Below are 15,602 nucleotides of genomic sequence, written 5' to 3' on the forward strand. Positions count from 1 at the left end.
AGCTTGACCTTTCACGCCATGACCCTCACTGCAGCACCCGCGAGAGTCGTCTTCCGCGCCTGCGTCGTCGATGCAGTGCGCAGGGGGGAGGCGCTCATGCGGCAACTGGTCGATGCTGTCGTGGAGGCATTGGCGCGCGCAGAAGCTTCGGAGCGCAACTACCAGCAGCGCACGCTGTTTGGCGACGGATTGCGGCTTTTGAACCAGCACGAGGCAGCGCTGGTCAAAGCCTATCCGATAGCCTTGCTGGATGTCTTCGCGCAAGGCCCGGCCAAGGTTGCTGCCCCGCCTGTGGAGGATACCGGCCTGGACTTTGGCGAGCTTGCGCTCATGGACGAAGCCGAAATGCAAAGCCAGGTCGAGCTCGCGCGGGCCCAGCAACTGGCTGCACATGCCACCGATGCCGTGCTGGCCGAACTCAATGCCCTGGTGAGTTCCGCGCAGGGCCTGCGCAGCGTGCAAGCCGAGCGCAACCCCTTGCGCCCGGAAAATTACGTCCGTGCATTGCAGCGTGTGATGGCGGAAACGGACGTTCCCGCGCAAGTGCGGCAACTGTGGATGCAGCACATGTCCGTGACCCTGGGAGGGTTGCTGGTGAACGAATACCGGCATGCCGCCCAAAGCCTGCGCGATCATGGCGTAGAGCCTGTGGGTTATGCGGTGCTGGGCGTGCCGGTGGGGGTTCTGGCAGCCGCGCCGGTGCAAGCGCAAGGGCCGCGCACCTGGGTGGCTCCCACTCCGGCGGTGGAGCAAAGTGGCGGCCATGCCCCATCTTGGTATCGCGGTCCAGCTGAGCAAGGCGAGCCCACCAGGTCGTCCTGGCTGGGTGGCGATGGATTCGGGGCGGCGGCGGAAGAGGCGCTGCTCACGGTCGGCATGCTGCGCCAGATGCTGGCCAGTGGGCTGGACCCTTATGCCTACGGAGTGACAGGGGCAAGCGGCCTTCAGGCGCCAACGGTCGGCCTGCACGTACCTCCAGAGGCTGCGGCGCAGGCCATGGAGGACGTGGCGCAACTCGAACGTCTGGTAGGAAAGCTGTCTTCATCCCATGCGCCGACGATCGTGGGCTCGAATGCCTCAGTGGCCATGCCTTCAGCGCATGCCGCTCCCTATGCGGTATCGACCACTGGGCTCGCCTCATCGCAGTCCACTGCGACGGATCTGGTGGGACGCATGCTGAAGAAGCTCGCCAAAGATCAGCGTCTGCTGCAGCCCGTGCTGCGCGCCGTGCAGGAACTTGCACCGGCGCTCGAACAGCTGGTGCAGCACGACAGCCAGTTTTTCGTCGATGGCATGCACCCTGCGCGGCGCCTGCTGGATGAAGTCACACGCCGCAGCCTGGCATTCGAGACCGAGGATGCGCCAGGATTCAGCCGCTTCATGCGGCTGCTCGACGAGGCCGTGGGTCAGCTGCGCAAGGCGAACATCGAGGATGCCACACCGTTCGAAACGGTGCTCAAGGCACTGGAGGCCGCCTGGGAGGTGCAGGAGCGACAGCGCAAGAGCGAACAAAAGGCTGAAGAGCAGGCCTTGTGGCGCGAGATGCAGGCGGAAAAAGTCGCCGCCGATTTTCGTCAGTTGCCGCAATGGACGCAGGCGCCGGCCGACATTGCCGACTTCGTGACCGGCCCATGGGCCTATGCGGTGGCCCTTGCTATGGAAGATCGGAGTGCGGACGACGCTGGCAGCGCTGCGCAGCCTCTGCGTCCTGACCCGCAGGCCTTGCGTGCAATGGTGCCGCTGCTGTTATGGAGTGCGCAGCCCGAGCGCGCAGGCGCCGAGCCCGAGCGGCTGGCCAAGCTGGTTCCAGAGATCCTGGCGCAAGTGCAATCTGGTCTGGAGAGCATCGCGTATCCACGCGATAAAGCGCAAAGCTTTTTGCAGCGGCTCACCGAATTGCATCAGGCCGGGCTGGCTCCACCCGCAGTTCCTGCCGCACACCCCTCTGCTGCTGCAACGCAGGAGACCGCCGCGGTCGAGGTGGCGCAGGAGCCGTCGATGGATTCTCCGGCAGGGCCAGAGCAAGGGGCGACAGCCAACACCGAGCAGACCCAGCAGCAGCCAAAATTCGTGCTCGGTACCTGGGTGGAACTGACGAGCCAGGGCCGAACGGTGCGCACCCAGCTGACCTGGATCAGCCCGAATGCCACGCTGTTCCTCTTTACGGGCGCCGATGGGAGCACCCAATCGATGACCCTGCGCATGCGCGAAAAGCTGCTGGCGCAAGGGAACCTGCGCCTGGTATAGACCGGGCAGGTCGAAAACCCACCGGCGCAGGTGCTTTCGCGAGGCGCGCCGGCAGGCCGTGCGCCCTGAAGCGTTTTTTATTTGCCTGCCGGCACGTCGCGGCGCGGCGCGCCGGTATAGAGCTGGCGCGGGCGGCCGATTTTGTATTCGGGGTCGCCGATCATCTCGTTGAGCTGGGCAATCCAGCCCACCGTGCGGGCCAGCGCGAAAATCCCCGTGAACAGATTGACTGGGATGCCGATGGCGCGTTGCACGATGCCGGAGTAGAAGTCCACGTTCGGATAGAGCTTGCGCTGCACGAAATAGTCGTCTTCGAGGGCAATTTTCTCGAGCTGCTTGGCCAGCTTGAACAGCGGGTCGTTTTCCAGCCCCAGTTCAGACAAGACCTCGTTGCAGGTTTCCTGCATGAGCTTGGCGCGCGGGTCGTAGTTTTTATAGACGCGGTGCCCGAAACCCATGAGCTTGACGCCGGAGTTCTTGTCTTTGACCTTTTCCATGAACTCGCCGACCTTGGCCACGCCGCCCATTGCCTGGATGTCTTCGAGCATGTTCAGGCAGGCTTCGTTGGCGCCACCGTGCGAAGGACCCCAGAGGCAGGCCACGCCCGCGGCAATGGCGGCAAACGGATTCGTGCCCGAAGAGCCGCACAGACGCACGGTGGAGGTGGATGCGTTTTGCTCGTGGTCGGCGTGCAGGATGAAAATCCGGTCCATGGCACGTTCGATCACCGGGTTGACGTGGTAGTCCTCGCACGGCGTGCCGAACATCATGCGCAGGAAGTTGCCCGCGTAGCTGAGGTCGTTGCGCGGGTACATATAGGGTTCACCCTTGCCGTACTTGTAGGCCATGGCAACCAGGGTGGGCATTTTGGCGATCAGGCGGATCGCGGAAATGGCGCGGTGTTCGGGGTTGTTGATGTCCGTGCTGTCGTGGTAGAAGGCCGACATGGCGCCGACCAGGCCGGTGAGTACGGCCATGGGGTGCGCGTCACGGCGAAACCCGCGCAAAAAGAACTGCATCTGCTCGTTGATCATGGTGTGGCTGATCACGAGCTTGTGGAACTGATCGCGCTGCGATTCGCTGGGCAATTCGCCGTTGAGCAAAAGGTAGCAGGTGTCGAGGTAGTCGCACTGGGTAGCCAACTGCTCGATCGGGTAGCCACGATACAGCAGTTCGCCCTTGTCGCCGTCGATATAGGTGATGGCAGACTGGCACGACGCCGTGGACAGGAAGCCTGGGTCGTAGGTGAACATGCCCGTTTGCGCGTACAGCTTGCGGATGTCGATGACATCGGGGCCAATGCTGCCCTGATAGACCGGCAAATCTACGTTGGGGCTGCCATTACTGAACGACAGGGTTGCTTTGTAGTCGGCTAGTTTCATGGTCATTTCCTTGGGATGTAGGGCAGTGTGCTGAAAAAGGAGGCAAGCGCGTGGCGTGGCCAATGCACGTCACTGGGGCTGGTTTGCTGTGTCTGGGGCTGCGGCAGCTGTACCCTGGCGCAGCATTGCAAGAACCGTGCGAACCTCGGGTGTATCGAGTGTCTCAGCGGGCTCGCGGCGGCGCAGCAGCAAGTCCAGCAGGTCGTTGTCGGCCAGGTCCATCAGGGCGAGCAGGCCCCTGGCGTGGGATTGCGTCAGTTCGGATTCGAAGCGGGCAAAGAAGCGCGAGATGAACAGATCGTTTTCGAGCAGGCCGCGCCGGCAACGCCAGTGCAGCTTGCTCAATTCGCGTTCGTTCAGCAACGCATCGGCTGCGGAAGGGGATTCGCCCATGGAAGTCGGCAGCGTCAGATGGCGCGGCGCACCATCAATTCCTTGATCTTGCCGATGGCGCGTGTGGGGTTCAGGTGCTTGGGGCACACGTCCACGCAGTTCATGATGGTGTGGCAGCGGAACAGGCGGTAAGGGTCTTCGAGGTTGTCCAGGCGCTCGCCCGTGGCTTCGTCGCGGCTGTCGGCAATGAAGCGGTAGGCCTGCAGCAAGCCGGCCGGCCCGACGAATTTGTCGGGGTTCCACCAGAAGCTCGGGCAGCTCGTGGAGCAGCTTGCGCACAGGATGCACTCGTACAGGCCGTTGAGTTCCTCGCGCTCCTCGGGCGATTGCAGGCGCTCCTTTTCAGGTGCAAGGGATTCGTTGACCAGGTAGGGCTTGATCGAGTGGTACTGCTTGAAGAACTGCGTCATGTCCACGATCAGGTCGCGTATCACGGGCAAGCCAGGCAGCGGCTTGAGCACGATGGTGCCCTGCAGCGAGTTCATGTTGGTCAAGCATGCGAGGCCGTTCTTGCCATTGATGTTCATGGCGTCCGAGCCGCAGACGCCTTCGCGGCAGGAGCGGCGAAACGACAGGCTGGGGTCTTGCGCCTTGAGCTTGAGCAAGGCGTCGAGCAGCATGCGCTCGTGGCCATCGAGCTCGATCTCGACCGTCTGCATGTAGGGCTTGGCGTCCTTGTCCGGGTCGTAGCGGTAGATTTTGAATGTGCGTTTTTGCATGGTTGTTCTCTTGGATGTGCAGTCGCTTCAGAACGTCCGGACTTTGGGCGGGATGCTTTCCACCGTGAGCGGCTTGAGGTTCACGGGCTTGTAGTCGAGCCGGTTGCCTTCGCTGTACCACAGCGTGTGCTTGAGCCATTCCTTGTCGTTGCGGCCCAGCGGAAATTCGGCGTGGTCTGCGGGGTGTTCGTAGTCGTCCACGGTGTGGGCACCGCGGCATTCCTTGCGCGCGGCGGCGGACACCATGGTGGCTTGCGCGACTTCGATCAGGTTGTCCACCTCGAGCGCTTCAATTCGTGCGGTGTTGAAGACCTTGGACTTGTCCTTGAGCGTAACGCTGCCGACCCTGGCGCGGATGGCGGCGATTTTTTTCACGCCTTCGTCCATGCTGGCCTGCGTGCGAAATACCCCGGCGTGCTGCTGCATGGCGGCGCGGATGTCGTTGGCCAAGTCTTGCGCATAAATGCCATCGGTCGATGCTTCGAGCTGGTTCAGACGCGCGAGCGTGCGCTCCGCCGCATCTTTGGGCAAGGGCTTGTGTTCCTTGTGTTGCGCGACGAATTCGACGATGTGTTTGCCCGCAGACTTGCCGAAGACCAGCAGGTCTAGCAGCGAATTGGTGCCCAGGCGGTTGGCGCCATGCACACTCACGCACGAGCATTCGCCCACCGCATACAGACCGTTCACGACGGCGTTGTGTACGCCATTGGCTTGCGTCACGACCTGGCCGTGGATGTTGGTGGGGATGCCGCCCATTTGGTAGTGGATGGTGGGCACCACGGGGATAGGTTCCTTGGTGATGTCCACATTGGCGAAGTTGATGCCAATTTCGTACACCGAGGGCAGGCGCTTGTGGATGGTTTCGGCCCCGAGGTGGTCGAGTTTGAGCAGCACGTAGTCCTTGTTCGGGCCGCAGCCGCGGCCTTCCTTGATTTCCTGGTCCATGCAGCGCGAGACGAAATCGCGCGGGGCCAGGTCTTTGAGCGTGGGGGCGTAACGTTCCATGAAACGCTCGCCGTTGCTGTTGAGCAAGATGGCGCCTTCGCCGCGGCAGCCTTCGGTCAGGAGCACGCCCGCGCCGGCGACGCCGGTGGGGTGGAATTGCCAGAATTCCATGTCTTGCAGCGGGATGCCGGCGCGCGCCGCCATGCCCAAACCGTCGCCGGTGTTGATGAAGGCATTGGTCGAGGCCGCAAAAATACGCCCGGCCCCTCCAGTGGCCAGCAATACGGTTTTGGCTTCGAGGAGGTACAGGTCGCCCGTTTCCATCTCGAGGGCGGTCACGCCCACCACGTCACCGTCGGCGTCGCGGATCAGGTCGAGCGCCATCCACTCGACGAAGAAGTTGGTTTTGGCCTTGACGTTTTGCTGGTACAGCGTGTGCAGCATGGCGTGGCCGGTACGGTCGGCGGCGGCGCAGGCGCGCTGCACCGGTTTTTCGCCGTAGTTGGCCGTGTGGCCGCCAAAGGGGCGCTGGTAGATGGTGCCGTCGGGGTTGCGGTCGAACGGCATGCCAAAGTGTTCCAGCTCGATCACCACGTTGGGCGCTTCGCGGCACATGAATTCGATCGCGTCCTGGTCGCCGAGCCAGTCGGAGCCTTTGACGGTGTCGTAGAAATGGTAGTGCCAGTTGTCTTCGCTCATATTGCCGAGCGAGGCCGAAACGCCGCCCTGGGCGGCCACGGTGTGGCTGCGCGTGGGGAAGACTTTGGAGAGCGAGGCCACGTTGAGCCCCGCGCGGGAGAGTTCGAGGGCGGCGCGCATGCCGGAGCCGCCGGCACCGATGATGACGACGTCAAATTTGCGCTTGGAGATGGTAGCGTTGGTATAGCTCATTGTTAGCCTTCAGTCGCGGGAATCAAAGACGCCACAGAATCTGCATGCCCCAGCCGGCACAACCGACCAGCCAGACGATGGCAAGAACCTGCAACACCAAGCGCACGCCAACGGGCTTGATGTAATCCATGAAAATGTCGCGCACGCCAACCCAGGCGTGCCAGGCCAGGCCGACGATGACAGCAAAAGTCAACACCCTCATCCACTGATGGGCAAAGATGCCAGCCCACAGGTCGTAGCCGATCGGGCCTTGGGCAAAAAGCAGCTGGGCCAGCACGACGATGGTGAACAAGGCCATCAGCGCCGCCGTCGCGCGCTGGCTGAGCCAGTCGCGCAGGCCGTAGTGGGCGCCGACGACGGTGCGTTTGGAGCCGTAATTGGTGGACATGGGGTTTTCCTTTCTTCCTAGAACGAACGGTGCAGCCACTGCGTTAATACATGCCAAACAGCTTGGCACCGAGCACCAGTGTCAAGGCGATGCTGATCACCAGGGTGGCCATGGCGGAAGTCTTGCCGAATTCTTTGCTCACGGCATCGTGGCTGATGTCCATCCAGAGATGGCGCAGGCCCGCGGTAAAGTGGTGCAGATAGGCCCAGATCAATGCCAGCGCCACGAGTTTGATGAACCAGCCCGGGAAAAATCCCAGACCGCCGTGGAAGGCGGCCTTGAATCTTTCGAAGGAGATTTCGGACGACACGGAGGTATCGAACATCCAGAGAATGAAGGGCAGCAGCAACAGCATGAGGAGGCCGCTGACACGGTGCAGGATGGAGACCCAGCCCGCGGCGGGAAGGCGGTAAGAGGGCAGGTCCGAAAGTGCGTTGATGTTGCGGAATTCGGGCCGCTTCTTGGCGATTTGTGTCATGTCTGGTGCTTTCTTCGAGGATGTTGCTTTGTGGGAGGAATGGTGCAGACAACGCAAAATTCTATTGCAAGGCCGCTGCCTGGCCCCGCTGCATGCGCCAAAATTTGATGTCCGCACTCGGATGTATCGTCAACATGGGGTGCCTGCTTCAGCTCAAGGTATTGTGATAGTGGTGTGTGTCGGTGCGATATAGGCCGCGGCGCAATTCCATGGGGAGGTCGTTGTAGGTGTAGGAAATGCGCTCCACGCTGAGCAGCGGCGTGCCGGTGCTCACCTGCAGTAGCTCGGCCTGCTCGGCATCTGGCAGCACGGCGCGGATTTTTTCTTCTGCGCGCACCATGCGCACACCGAATTCCAGTTCCAGCATGGCGTAGGTCGGCCCTTGATAGCTGGCCAGCTGTTCGGCGGTGAGGCCTTTGAAGGCCTGGCCCGGCAGCCAGATGTCTTCGAGGATGGTGGGCGTGCCTGCGAAAGACAGAATCCGCCGCGCCTGCACGACGGCGTCGCCGCTGCGCAGTGCCAAGGCGCGTGCCACCTCGGCGCTGGCGCGCGTGCGGCGGCAGTCCAGAATCGTGCGCTGCGCCGGGCCTTCGGTGCGGGCGTCGCCCATGTCGGGGCGCAGCTTCAAAAAGCGGTATTGCACCTGCTGCTCCGCATGCGTGGCAACGAAGGTGCCTTTGCCCTGGCGGCGCACGAGGAGGTTTTCGGCCGCGAGTTCATCGATGGCCTTGCGCACCGTGCCCTGGCTCACGCGAAAGCGCGCGGCAAGCTCGACCTCGCTCGGGATCGCTTCGCCCGGCTTCCACTCGCCCTGCTGCAGACCCTGCAATATCAGCCCCTTGATCTGCTGGTACAGCGGGCTGAACGCCGGCGTAGCGGCTGCAGTTGCAGCCGTCGCGGAGGTATCGGCAGAATGGGGCAACGAGGACATGGCTGGAGGTGGAGCAAGGCGGCAAGGTGCGCGAGAACATCCGCGCCCCCTGAAGATTACGCCTTGGTGCAATCATATCTTATATAAGACATAAGACAAATTGACCATGCGTCGCGTTCGGCGGTAAACTTTCGCCCTGTTTGCATGGCGCGGGCCGCGGGGTCGTGCATTGCGGGCGTCGGTGCTTGCTTCGACTGCACCATCTCCGAAAGAGCTGCGCAAAGCGTGTGGGGCAGCAAACCCCGCGGCGCTGTGCGATCTGCCTGGCCTCGTGCAATCGCTGACCTATTTCCTCACTTCCTGGAGTTTTCACCATGAGCAAGAAGCCCGTACGTGTAGCTGTCACCGGTGCGGCCGGCCAGATTGGCTATGCCCTGCTGTTTCGTATCGCCTCCGGCGAAATGCTGGGCAAAGACCAGCCCGTCATCCTGCAGCTGCTCGAGGTGCCTGCCGACGGGCCGCAAAAAGCGCTCAAGGGCGTGATGATGGAACTCGAAGACTGCGCCTTCCCGCTGCTCGCAGGCATGGAGGCGCACAGCAACCCCATGACGGCTTTCAAGGATGCCGACTATGCGCTGCTGGTGGGTTCGCGGCCGCGCGGCCCTGGCATGGAGCGGGCCGAGTTGCTGGCCGTGAACGGCGCCATCTTCATCGAGCAGGGCAAGGCGCTCAATGCCGTGGCGAGCCGCAACGTCAAGGTGCTGGTGGTGGGCAACCCCGCAAACACCAATGCCTACATCGCCATGAAAAGCGCGCCCGACCTGCCGCGCCAGAATTTCACGGCCATGCTGCGCCTGGACCATAACCGCGCCCTGAGCCAGATCGCCGCCAAGACGGGCAAGCCGGTCGCAGAGATCGAAAAAATGATCGTCTGGGGCAACCATTCGCCCACCATGTACGCGGACTACCGCTTCGCCACCATCCAGGGGCAGAGCGTGGCCCAGATGATCAATGACCAGGATTGGAACGCCAATGTGTTCCTGCCCACGGTGGGCAAGCGCGGCGCTGCCATCATCGAGGCCCGGGGCCTGTCTTCGGCGGCTTCGGCAGCCAATGCCGCCATAGACCACATGCGCGACTGGGCGCTGGGTACGAACGGCAAGTGGGTGACCATGGGCATTCCTTCGAATGGGCTGTACGGCATTCCCAAAGACGTGATGTTCGGCTTCCCCGTGACCTGTGCCAATGGGGAATACAAGGTGGTCGAGGGGCTCGCGATCGACGCCTTCTCGCAAGAGCGCATCAACATCACCCTGGCAGAGCTGCTGTCCGAACAAGACGGCGTGAAGCATCTGCTGTAAAGCAAAAAGGCAGTATGGCGATGCACCCGGCCCAGGAATCCGCACCGACTTCCGTGGCAATGCGCGGCAATGCGGGAGGCCACCCGCGTGACGTGCTCCTGGGTGCGCAGGCGCAGACCGGTTTCTTGCCGGCTTGCGACCACTACAGCGGCGTCGAGGCGCGCATGCGCAAAAGCCTGCAGCTGCAGGCCGAGATGACGCAGGAATTCGGCACCTGCGTTTTCGACGTCACGCTCGACTGCGAGGATGGCGCCCCCGTAGGGGCCGAGGCGGCCCACGCCAGGCTCGTGGCGGCGCTCGCGCGCGACGCTGCGCCGCAAGCCCGCGTCGTGGCGCGCGTGCATCCTGTCGATCACCCCGCGTTTGCAAACGACGTGGCCACGATCGCCGGCGAGGCCGGGCACAGGCTGTGCCACCTCATGATTCCCAAGGTGGAGTCGATCGACGACGTGCTTGTGGCAGAAAAGGCGCTGCAGCGGGCGTCGGCGGGGCATTTGCCCCTGCACGTGCTGATCGAATCGCCGCGGGCCGTGTACCAGGCGTTCGAGATCGCGGCGCACCCGCGCGTGCAGAGCCTGAGCTTTGGCCTGATGGACTTCGTCTCGGCGCACGGCGGGGCGATTCCGGCCGAGGCCATGACCTCCGCAGGGCAGTTTTCGCACCCGCTGGTGTTGCGTGCCAAGCTCGAAATAGCTGCGGCCTGCCACGCTTACGGCAAGGTGCCCGCGCATTGCGTAGTCACCGAGTTCAGCGACATGGCAGCCATGAAAGCCGCCGCCACGCGCGCCGCGCGCGAGCTGGGCTACACGCGCATGTGGAGCATCCACCCGGCGCAGATCCGCCCCATCCTCGAAGCGTTCGCGCCCACGCAGGACGATGTCGATCATGCTGCAAAAATCATTGCAGCAGCTGCTGGCGCTGATTGGGCTCCCATCAACATGGATGGGGTGCTGCACGATCGTGCCAGCTATCGGTACTATTGGCAGGTGCTAGAACGTGCACACCGCACAGGGTTTTTCTTACCCGAGGCCGTGCGCGCTTGGTTTACCCTTTCCGCTTCAGCGGATGCCCCCTGACTTTGCTTTTCCCTTCTCCTGCAGGAGTTTTCATGAAATCCTTGTTCGCTTCCGTGCTGGTCGCCATGGTTCCCGCCTTTGCAGTTGCTGCAAATTCTGATGCGGCGCCGGCCAAACCCGCACACAAAACCGTGGCCAAGGCCTCGACCGCCAAGGCCAAACCCATGACCAGCCGCGAGCAGCTGCACAGCGCGGCCAAACAGGTGGCCAGCGGCTTTGATGCGGCAGAAAAAGCGCTCACGCCCGAAGAGTTGGCCATTGCCGACAAGGTGTACGTCGGGCGTATGCCTTGCGAACTCGGCGCGTATGTGACGGTGTCCGCCGACGGCGCGGCGCCCGGTTACTTCCACGTCGAGGGCAGGGGCTTCAAATACCACATGGCGCCCGTCGTTTCGGCCACCGGTGCCATTCGCCTCGAAGACCACAAGGCCGGCGCCGTCTGGTTGCAGATCCCCAACAAGTCCATGCTCATGAACCAGAAAATCGGCCAGCGCATGGCTGACGAATGCATGAGCTCCCAGCAAGTGGCCGTGGCCGAAGCCCTGAAGAAAAACCCGCCGCCGAGTCTGCTGGATTCGCGCAATTGATTGTTCCAGCGGGCGTGGTCCGTGGGGGTGAGGCCCTCGCGGCTGTGCCATTTCAAATTGCAACCACAAGAGAAAAAAATGTTGAAAGCCTACCGTGACCATGTGGCCGAACGTGCCGCTCAGGGCATCCCGCCGCTGCCGCTGACCGCGCAGCAGACTGCGGAGCTGATCGAGCTCATCAAAAACCCGCCCGCAGGCGAAGACCCGCAATTTTTGCTCGATCTGCTCACGCACCGTATACCGCCGGGGGTGGACGATGCCGCCAAGGTCAAGGCCTCGTTCCTCGCCGCCGTGGCGCATGGCGATATTCAGGTGGGCTTGCTCAGCAAGGCCAAGGCGACCGAGCTGCTCGGCACCATGGTGGGCGGCTACAACGTCAAGCCCTTGATCGATCTGCTCGACGACGCCGAGGTCGCGCCGATCGCGGCCGCGGCCCTCAAGCACACGCTGCTGATGTTCGACGCCTTCCATGACATGGCCGAAAAGGTGCAAGCCGGCAACGCACACGCCAAGGCCGTGGTGCAAAGCTGGGCCGATGCCGAATGGTTCCTCGCGCGCCCCGAAGTGCCGCAAAAGATCACCGTGACCGCGTTCAAGGTGCCCGGCGAGACCAACACCGACGACCTCTCGCCCGCGCCCGACGCCTGGAGCCGCCCCGACATTCCGCTGCACGCGCTCGCCATGCTCAAGAACAAGCGCCCCGATGCGCCGTTTGAGCCCGAGGAAGACGGCAAGCGCGGCCCGATCGGCGTGATCGAGCAGCTCAAGCAAAAAGGCCACCTCGTGGCCTACGTGGGCGACGTGGTCGGCACGGGCTCGAGCCGCAAGTCGGCCACCAACAGCGTGATCTGGCACACGGGGCACGACATTCCTTACGTGCCCAACAAGCGCTTCGGCGGCGTGACGCTGGGCGGCAAGATCGCGCCGATCTTCTTCAACACGCAGGAAGACTCGGGCTCGCTGCCGATCGAGGTGGACGTCGGCAAGATCGAGTTCGGCGACGTCATCGACATCTACCCCTACGCGGGCAAGATCGAGAAAAACGGCGAAGTCATCGCCACCTTCGAGCTCAAGAGCGAAGTGCTGCTCGACGAAGTCCGTGCGGGCGGCCGCATCAACCTGATCATTGGCCGCGGCCTCACGGGCAAGGCGCGCGAATTTTTGGGCCTGCCGGCCTCCACGGTGTTCCGCCTGCCCAAAGCGCCCAAGGATACGGGCAAGGGCTTCACGCTGGCGCAGAAAATGGTGGGCCGCGCCTGCGGCCTGCCCGAAGGCCAGGGCATCCGCCCCGGCACCTACTGCGAGCCCAAAATGACCACCGTCGGCAGCCAGGACACCACGGGCCCGATGACGCGCGACGAACTCAAAGACCTGGCCTGCCTGGGCTTCAGCGCCGACCTGGTCATGCAGTCGTTCTGCCACACCGCGGCCTACCCCAAGCCCGTCGATGTGAAAATGCACCGCGAACTGCCCACCTTCATCAGCAGCCGCGGCGGCGTGGCGCTGCGCCCCGGTGACGGCGTGATCCACTCCTGGCTCAACCGCATGCTGCTGCCCGATACCGTGGGCACGGGCGGCGATTCGCACACGCGCTTTCCGATCGGCATCAGTTTCCCGGCCGGCTCGGGGCTCGTGGCCTTTGCCGCGGCCACGGGCGTGATGCCGCTCGACATGCCCGAGTCGGTGCTCGTGCGCTTCAAGGGCCAGATGCAGCCCGGCATCACGTTGCGCGACCTGGTGCATGCAATTCCGCTGTATGCGATCAAGCAGGGGCTGCTGACCGTGGAGAAGAAGGGCAAGAAAAACTTTTTCTCGGGCCGCATCCTCGAAATCGAGGGCCTGCCCGACCTCAAGGTCGAGCAGGCGTTCGAGCTCTCCGACGCCTCGGCCGAGCGCTCGGCCGCGGGCTGCACGATCAAGCTTCACCAAGAGCCCATCATCGAGTACCTGAAGTCGAACATCGTGCTGCTCAAGAACATGATCGCCGACGGCTACCAGGATGCACGCACGATCGCGCGCCGCATCAAGAAGATGGAAGAGTGGCTGGCCAAGCCGCAGCTGCTCGAGGCCGACGCCGATGCCGAGTACGCTGCCGTGATCGAGATCGACCTTGCCGACATCAAAGAGCCTATCCTCTGCTGCCCGAACGACCCGGACGACGCCAAGGTGCTGTCCGAAGTGGCGGGCACCAAGATCGACGAGGCCTTCATCGGCTCGTGCATGACCAACATCGGCCACTTCCGCGCGGCAGCCAAGCTGCTGGGCGGTCAGCGCGATATTCCGGTCAAGCTGTGGGTCGCGCCGCCGACCAAGATGGACCAGAACGAGCTCATCAAGGAAGGCTATTACGCGACCTTCGGCACGGCCGGTGCGCGCACCGAAATGCCCGGCTGCAGCCTGTGCATGGGCAACCAGGCCCAGGTGCACGAGGGCGCGACGGTGGTGTCCACGAGCACGCGCAACTTCCCGAACCGTCTGGGCAAGAACACCAACGTGTTCCTCGCCTCGGCGGAACTGGCGGCCATCGCCTCGCGTCTGGGCCGCTTGCCCACCGTGGAGGAATACCACGCCGAAATGGGCGTGATCAACCAGAAGGCCGGCGAGGTCTATCGCTACATGAACTTCGACCAGATCGAGGAGTTCAAGCAAGCCGCCGAGACGGTGAGCGTCTGACGCGCTTGCTTAGGAGCCTGTCGGACTTAGGAAGCGTCGGCTGCGAATGCGCCGCAGCGGCCCATTTTTTACCGGCTTCTTGCCCCATAGCACCACTATGGGGCGGCGAATCCGGCAAAAACTGGCCTCGCTGGGGCACCTTCTCGCTTTCGACGCCCAAAGTCCGACAGGCTCCCAGCCCAACAAAAAGCCCGCTTCGGCGGGCTTTTTGTTTGGGCGGTGCTTTCACTTTCAGGCCTGCCGCTTGGCAGGCCCGGCGGTCTCACGTCTGCGGTGCCGCTTCCTGCAGTGCCTGCAGCGCCGCAGCCACTTCGGCCTCGGTTACGCCTTCCACGGGCGCGAGCTGCGCGGCGAGTGCGTGCAGCGTCTGCGCGCCTTGCTGCTGCAGCTGGGCGATCGCCTGGCCGGCGGCGCGTGGACTCTCGAAGGCTGTGCTTTGCAGCAACAGCCGGCCTTGGGGCGAGACGAGCTTGAAGTAGAACTGGCCGTCGGCTTCGCGGTATTGTTTGAAAGAGGGCAGGGCGCTTTTGCCGGGTTTGGCGGGCTTTTCGGTCTGTTTGGCCGGGCCTTGCGCGAGACTGCGCAGCCCCACGGCGTGGCGCAGTTCGCGCAAAAAGGGCGTGGCGATCGTGCGCGCGCGTTCGGCGCCGGCGCGCAGCGTGTTTTCGATGTGCGCTGGGTCCTGGATCAGCGCCTCGTAGCGCGCGCGCAGCGGCGTGAGGGTCTGGTCTATGTGCTCGAACACCAGTTGCTTGACTTCACCCCAGGCGACGCCCTGGGCGTAGGCTTGGCGCAGGGCCTCGGTTTCCGCTGGGCTCGCAAATGCCTGGTAAATCTGGAACAGCGCCGAGCCTTCGACCTCCTTGGGTTCGCCAGGTGTGCGCGAGTCGGTCAGGATGCTGGCGACGAGCTTGCGCAGCTGCTCGCGCGGCGCAAACAGCGGGATGGTGTTGTCGTAGCTCTTGCTCATCTTGCGCCCGTCGAGGCCAGGCAGCGTGGCCACGTGCTCCTCGATCTGGGCTTCGGGCAACACGAAATGCTCGCCATACAAGTGGTTGAAGCTCGCCGCCATGTCGCGCGCCATCTCGATGTGCTGCACTTGGTCGCGCCCCACGGGCACCTTGTGCGCCTTGAACATCAGGATGTCGGCAGCCATGAGCACGGGGTACATGAACAGGCCCGCGCTCACGCCATCGTCCGCGTCGCGGCCTGCGGCGGCGTTTTTGTCCTGCGCGGCCTTGTAGGCGTGGGCGCGGTTCAGCAGTCCCTTGCCGGTCACGCAGGTGAGCAGCCAGGTGAGTTCAGGAATTTCGGGGATGTCGGACTGGCGGTAGAAAAAGACCTGCGCCGGGTCCAGCCCCGCGGCGAGCCAGCTCGCGGCGATTTCGAGCGTGGAGCGCTGGATGCGCGTCGGGTCTTCGCACTTGATGAGCGCGTGGTAGTCGGCCAAAAAGTAAAAACTCTGCACGCCAGGCTCGCGGCTCGCCGCGACGGCAGGGCGGATGGAGCCGACGTAGTTGCCTAGATGGGGCGTGCCCGTGGTGGTGATGCCGGTGAGAAAACGTGTCGTCATGCGATCGATGTAGCGAAA

Annotated in this window: 14 protein-coding genes; 5 read left to right on the forward strand and 9 right to left on the reverse strand. The window is 63.3% G+C overall.

Annotated elements, in window-relative coordinates; genetic code table 11:
- Positions 1–18: 18 nt before the first annotated feature.
- Positions 19–2,247: a DUF1631 family protein gene (locus tag PYV55_RS01670; RefSeq protein WP_275848674.1), complete on the forward strand. Its 2,229-nt coding sequence runs from the start codon at positions 19–21 to the stop codon at positions 2,245–2,247.
- A 77-nt stretch (positions 2,248–2,324) separates the two neighbouring features.
- Here PYV55_RS01670 and gltA read toward each other — a convergent pair whose 3' ends face one another.
- From gltA to PYV55_RS01705, 7 genes are all read right to left on the reverse strand, one after another.
- Positions 2,325–3,629, reverse strand: coding sequence for a citrate synthase (gene gltA / locus PYV55_RS01675; RefSeq protein WP_275848676.1), 1,305 nt, complete (start codon positions 3,627–3,629; stop codon positions 2,325–2,327).
- 69 nt (positions 3,630–3,698) lie between these two features.
- A complete protein-coding gene (locus PYV55_RS01680) occupies positions 3,699–4,022 on the reverse strand; it encodes an FAD assembly factor SdhE (RefSeq protein WP_275848678.1) in 324 nt (107 codons plus the stop codon).
- 14 nt (positions 4,023–4,036) lie between these two features.
- On the reverse strand, positions 4,037–4,741 hold the full coding sequence (locus PYV55_RS01685) for a succinate dehydrogenase iron-sulfur subunit (protein WP_275848680.1): 705 nt from the start codon (positions 4,739–4,741) through the stop codon (positions 4,037–4,039).
- 27 nt (positions 4,742–4,768) lie between these two features.
- On the reverse strand, positions 4,769–6,577 hold the full coding sequence (gene sdhA, locus PYV55_RS01690; RefSeq protein ID WP_275848682.1) for a succinate dehydrogenase flavoprotein subunit: 1,809 nt from the start codon (positions 6,575–6,577) through the stop codon (positions 4,769–4,771).
- A gap of 22 nt (positions 6,578–6,599) precedes the next feature.
- Positions 6,600–6,965, reverse strand: coding sequence for a succinate dehydrogenase, hydrophobic membrane anchor protein (gene sdhD, locus PYV55_RS01695; RefSeq protein WP_275848685.1), 366 nt, complete (start codon positions 6,963–6,965; stop codon positions 6,600–6,602).
- A gap of 43 nt (positions 6,966–7,008) precedes the next feature.
- Entirely contained in the window at positions 7,009–7,443 is a 435-nt protein-coding gene (gene sdhC, locus PYV55_RS01700) for a succinate dehydrogenase, cytochrome b556 subunit (RefSeq protein WP_275848687.1), read from the reverse strand.
- 148 nt (positions 7,444–7,591) lie between these two features.
- On the reverse strand, positions 7,592–8,374 hold the full coding sequence (locus tag PYV55_RS01705; RefSeq protein WP_275848689.1) for a GntR family transcriptional regulator: 783 nt from the start codon (positions 8,372–8,374) through the stop codon (positions 7,592–7,594).
- Between the two features lie 314 nt (positions 8,375–8,688).
- Here PYV55_RS01705 and PYV55_RS01710 point away from each other — a divergent pair, with 314 nt between their 5' ends.
- From PYV55_RS01710 to acnB, 4 genes are all read left to right on the forward strand, one after another.
- Positions 8,689–9,675, forward strand: a complete 987-nt coding sequence (locus PYV55_RS01710) for a malate dehydrogenase (protein WP_275848691.1) — start codon at positions 8,689–8,691, stop codon at positions 9,673–9,675.
- A gap of 20 nt (positions 9,676–9,695) precedes the next feature.
- Positions 9,696–10,751, forward strand: coding sequence for an HpcH/HpaI aldolase/citrate lyase family protein (locus PYV55_RS01715; protein WP_275848895.1), 1,056 nt, complete (start codon positions 9,696–9,698; stop codon positions 10,749–10,751).
- A gap of 32 nt (positions 10,752–10,783) precedes the next feature.
- Positions 10,784–11,338 (forward strand): hypothetical protein, encoded by a 555-nt coding sequence (locus PYV55_RS01720; protein WP_275848693.1) that lies wholly within the window; start codon positions 10,784–10,786, stop codon positions 11,336–11,338.
- Positions 11,339–11,416: 78 nt separating this feature from the next.
- Positions 11,417–14,011 carry a bifunctional aconitate hydratase 2/2-methylisocitrate dehydratase gene (acnB, locus tag PYV55_RS01725; protein ID WP_275848695.1) on the forward strand — a complete coding sequence of 865 codons (2,595 nt, stop codon included), beginning with the start codon at positions 11,417–11,419 and terminating at the stop codon, positions 14,009–14,011.
- On the opposite strand, the gene PYV55_RS01730 is transcribed toward acnB, so the two are convergent.
- Both PYV55_RS01730 and PYV55_RS01735 read right to left on the reverse strand, forming a co-directional pair.
- The gene (locus PYV55_RS01730) at positions 13,980–14,171 is read right to left on the reverse strand and encodes a hypothetical protein (protein ID WP_275848697.1); all 192 of its coding nucleotides are present in this window, start codon (positions 14,169–14,171) and stop codon (positions 13,980–13,982) included. The two genes, acnB and PYV55_RS01730, sit on opposite strands and share 32 nt — an antisense overlap.
- Before the next feature lie 102 nt (positions 14,172–14,273).
- Positions 14,274–15,584 (reverse strand): tryptophan--tRNA ligase, encoded by a 1,311-nt coding sequence (locus PYV55_RS01735; RefSeq protein WP_275848699.1) that lies wholly within the window; start codon positions 15,582–15,584, stop codon positions 14,274–14,276.
- Between the last annotated feature and the right edge of the window lie 18 nt (positions 15,585–15,602).

Source organism: Extensimonas soli, from assembly GCF_029211265.1.
Lineage (GTDB): Bacteria > Pseudomonadota > Gammaproteobacteria > Burkholderiales > Burkholderiaceae_C > Extensimonas > Extensimonas soli.

Coding starts and splice junctions, on each gene's coding strand:
- PYV55_RS01670 (WP_275848674.1), top strand. CDS start 19: ATGACCCTCACTGCAGCACCCGCGAGAGTCGTCTTCCGCGCCTGCGTC.
- PYV55_RS01710 (WP_275848691.1), top strand. CDS start 8,689: ATGAGCAAGAAGCCCGTACGTGTAGCTGTCACCGGTGCGGCCGGCCAG.
- PYV55_RS01685 (WP_275848680.1), bottom strand. CDS start 4,741: ATGCAAAAACGCACATTCAAAATCTACCGCTACGACCCGGACAAGGAC.
- PYV55_RS01705 (WP_275848689.1), bottom strand. CDS start 8,374: ATGTCCTCGTTGCCCCATTCTGCCGATACCTCCGCGACGGCTGCAACT.
- PYV55_RS01715 (WP_275848895.1), top strand. CDS start 9,696: ATGCACCCGGCCCAGGAATCCGCACCGACTTCCGTGGCAATGCGCGGC.
- gltA (WP_275848676.1), bottom strand. CDS start 3,629: ATGAAACTAGCCGACTACAAAGCAACCCTGTCGTTCAGTAATGGCAGC.
- sdhD (WP_275848685.1), bottom strand. CDS start 6,965: ATGTCCACCAATTACGGCTCCAAACGCACCGTCGTCGGCGCCCACTAC.
- PYV55_RS01735 (WP_275848699.1), bottom strand. CDS start 15,584: ATGACGACACGTTTTCTCACCGGCATCACCACCACGGGCACGCCCCAT.
- sdhC (WP_275848687.1), bottom strand. CDS start 7,443: ATGACACAAATCGCCAAGAAGCGGCCCGAATTCCGCAACATCAACGCA.
- acnB (WP_275848695.1), top strand. CDS start 11,417: ATGTTGAAAGCCTACCGTGACCATGTGGCCGAACGTGCCGCTCAGGGC.
- sdhA (WP_275848682.1), bottom strand. CDS start 6,577: ATGAGCTATACCAACGCTACCATCTCCAAGCGCAAATTTGACGTCGTC.
- PYV55_RS01720 (WP_275848693.1), top strand. CDS start 10,784: ATGAAATCCTTGTTCGCTTCCGTGCTGGTCGCCATGGTTCCCGCCTTT.
- PYV55_RS01680 (WP_275848678.1), bottom strand. CDS start 4,022: ATGGGCGAATCCCCTTCCGCAGCCGATGCGTTGCTGAACGAACGCGAA.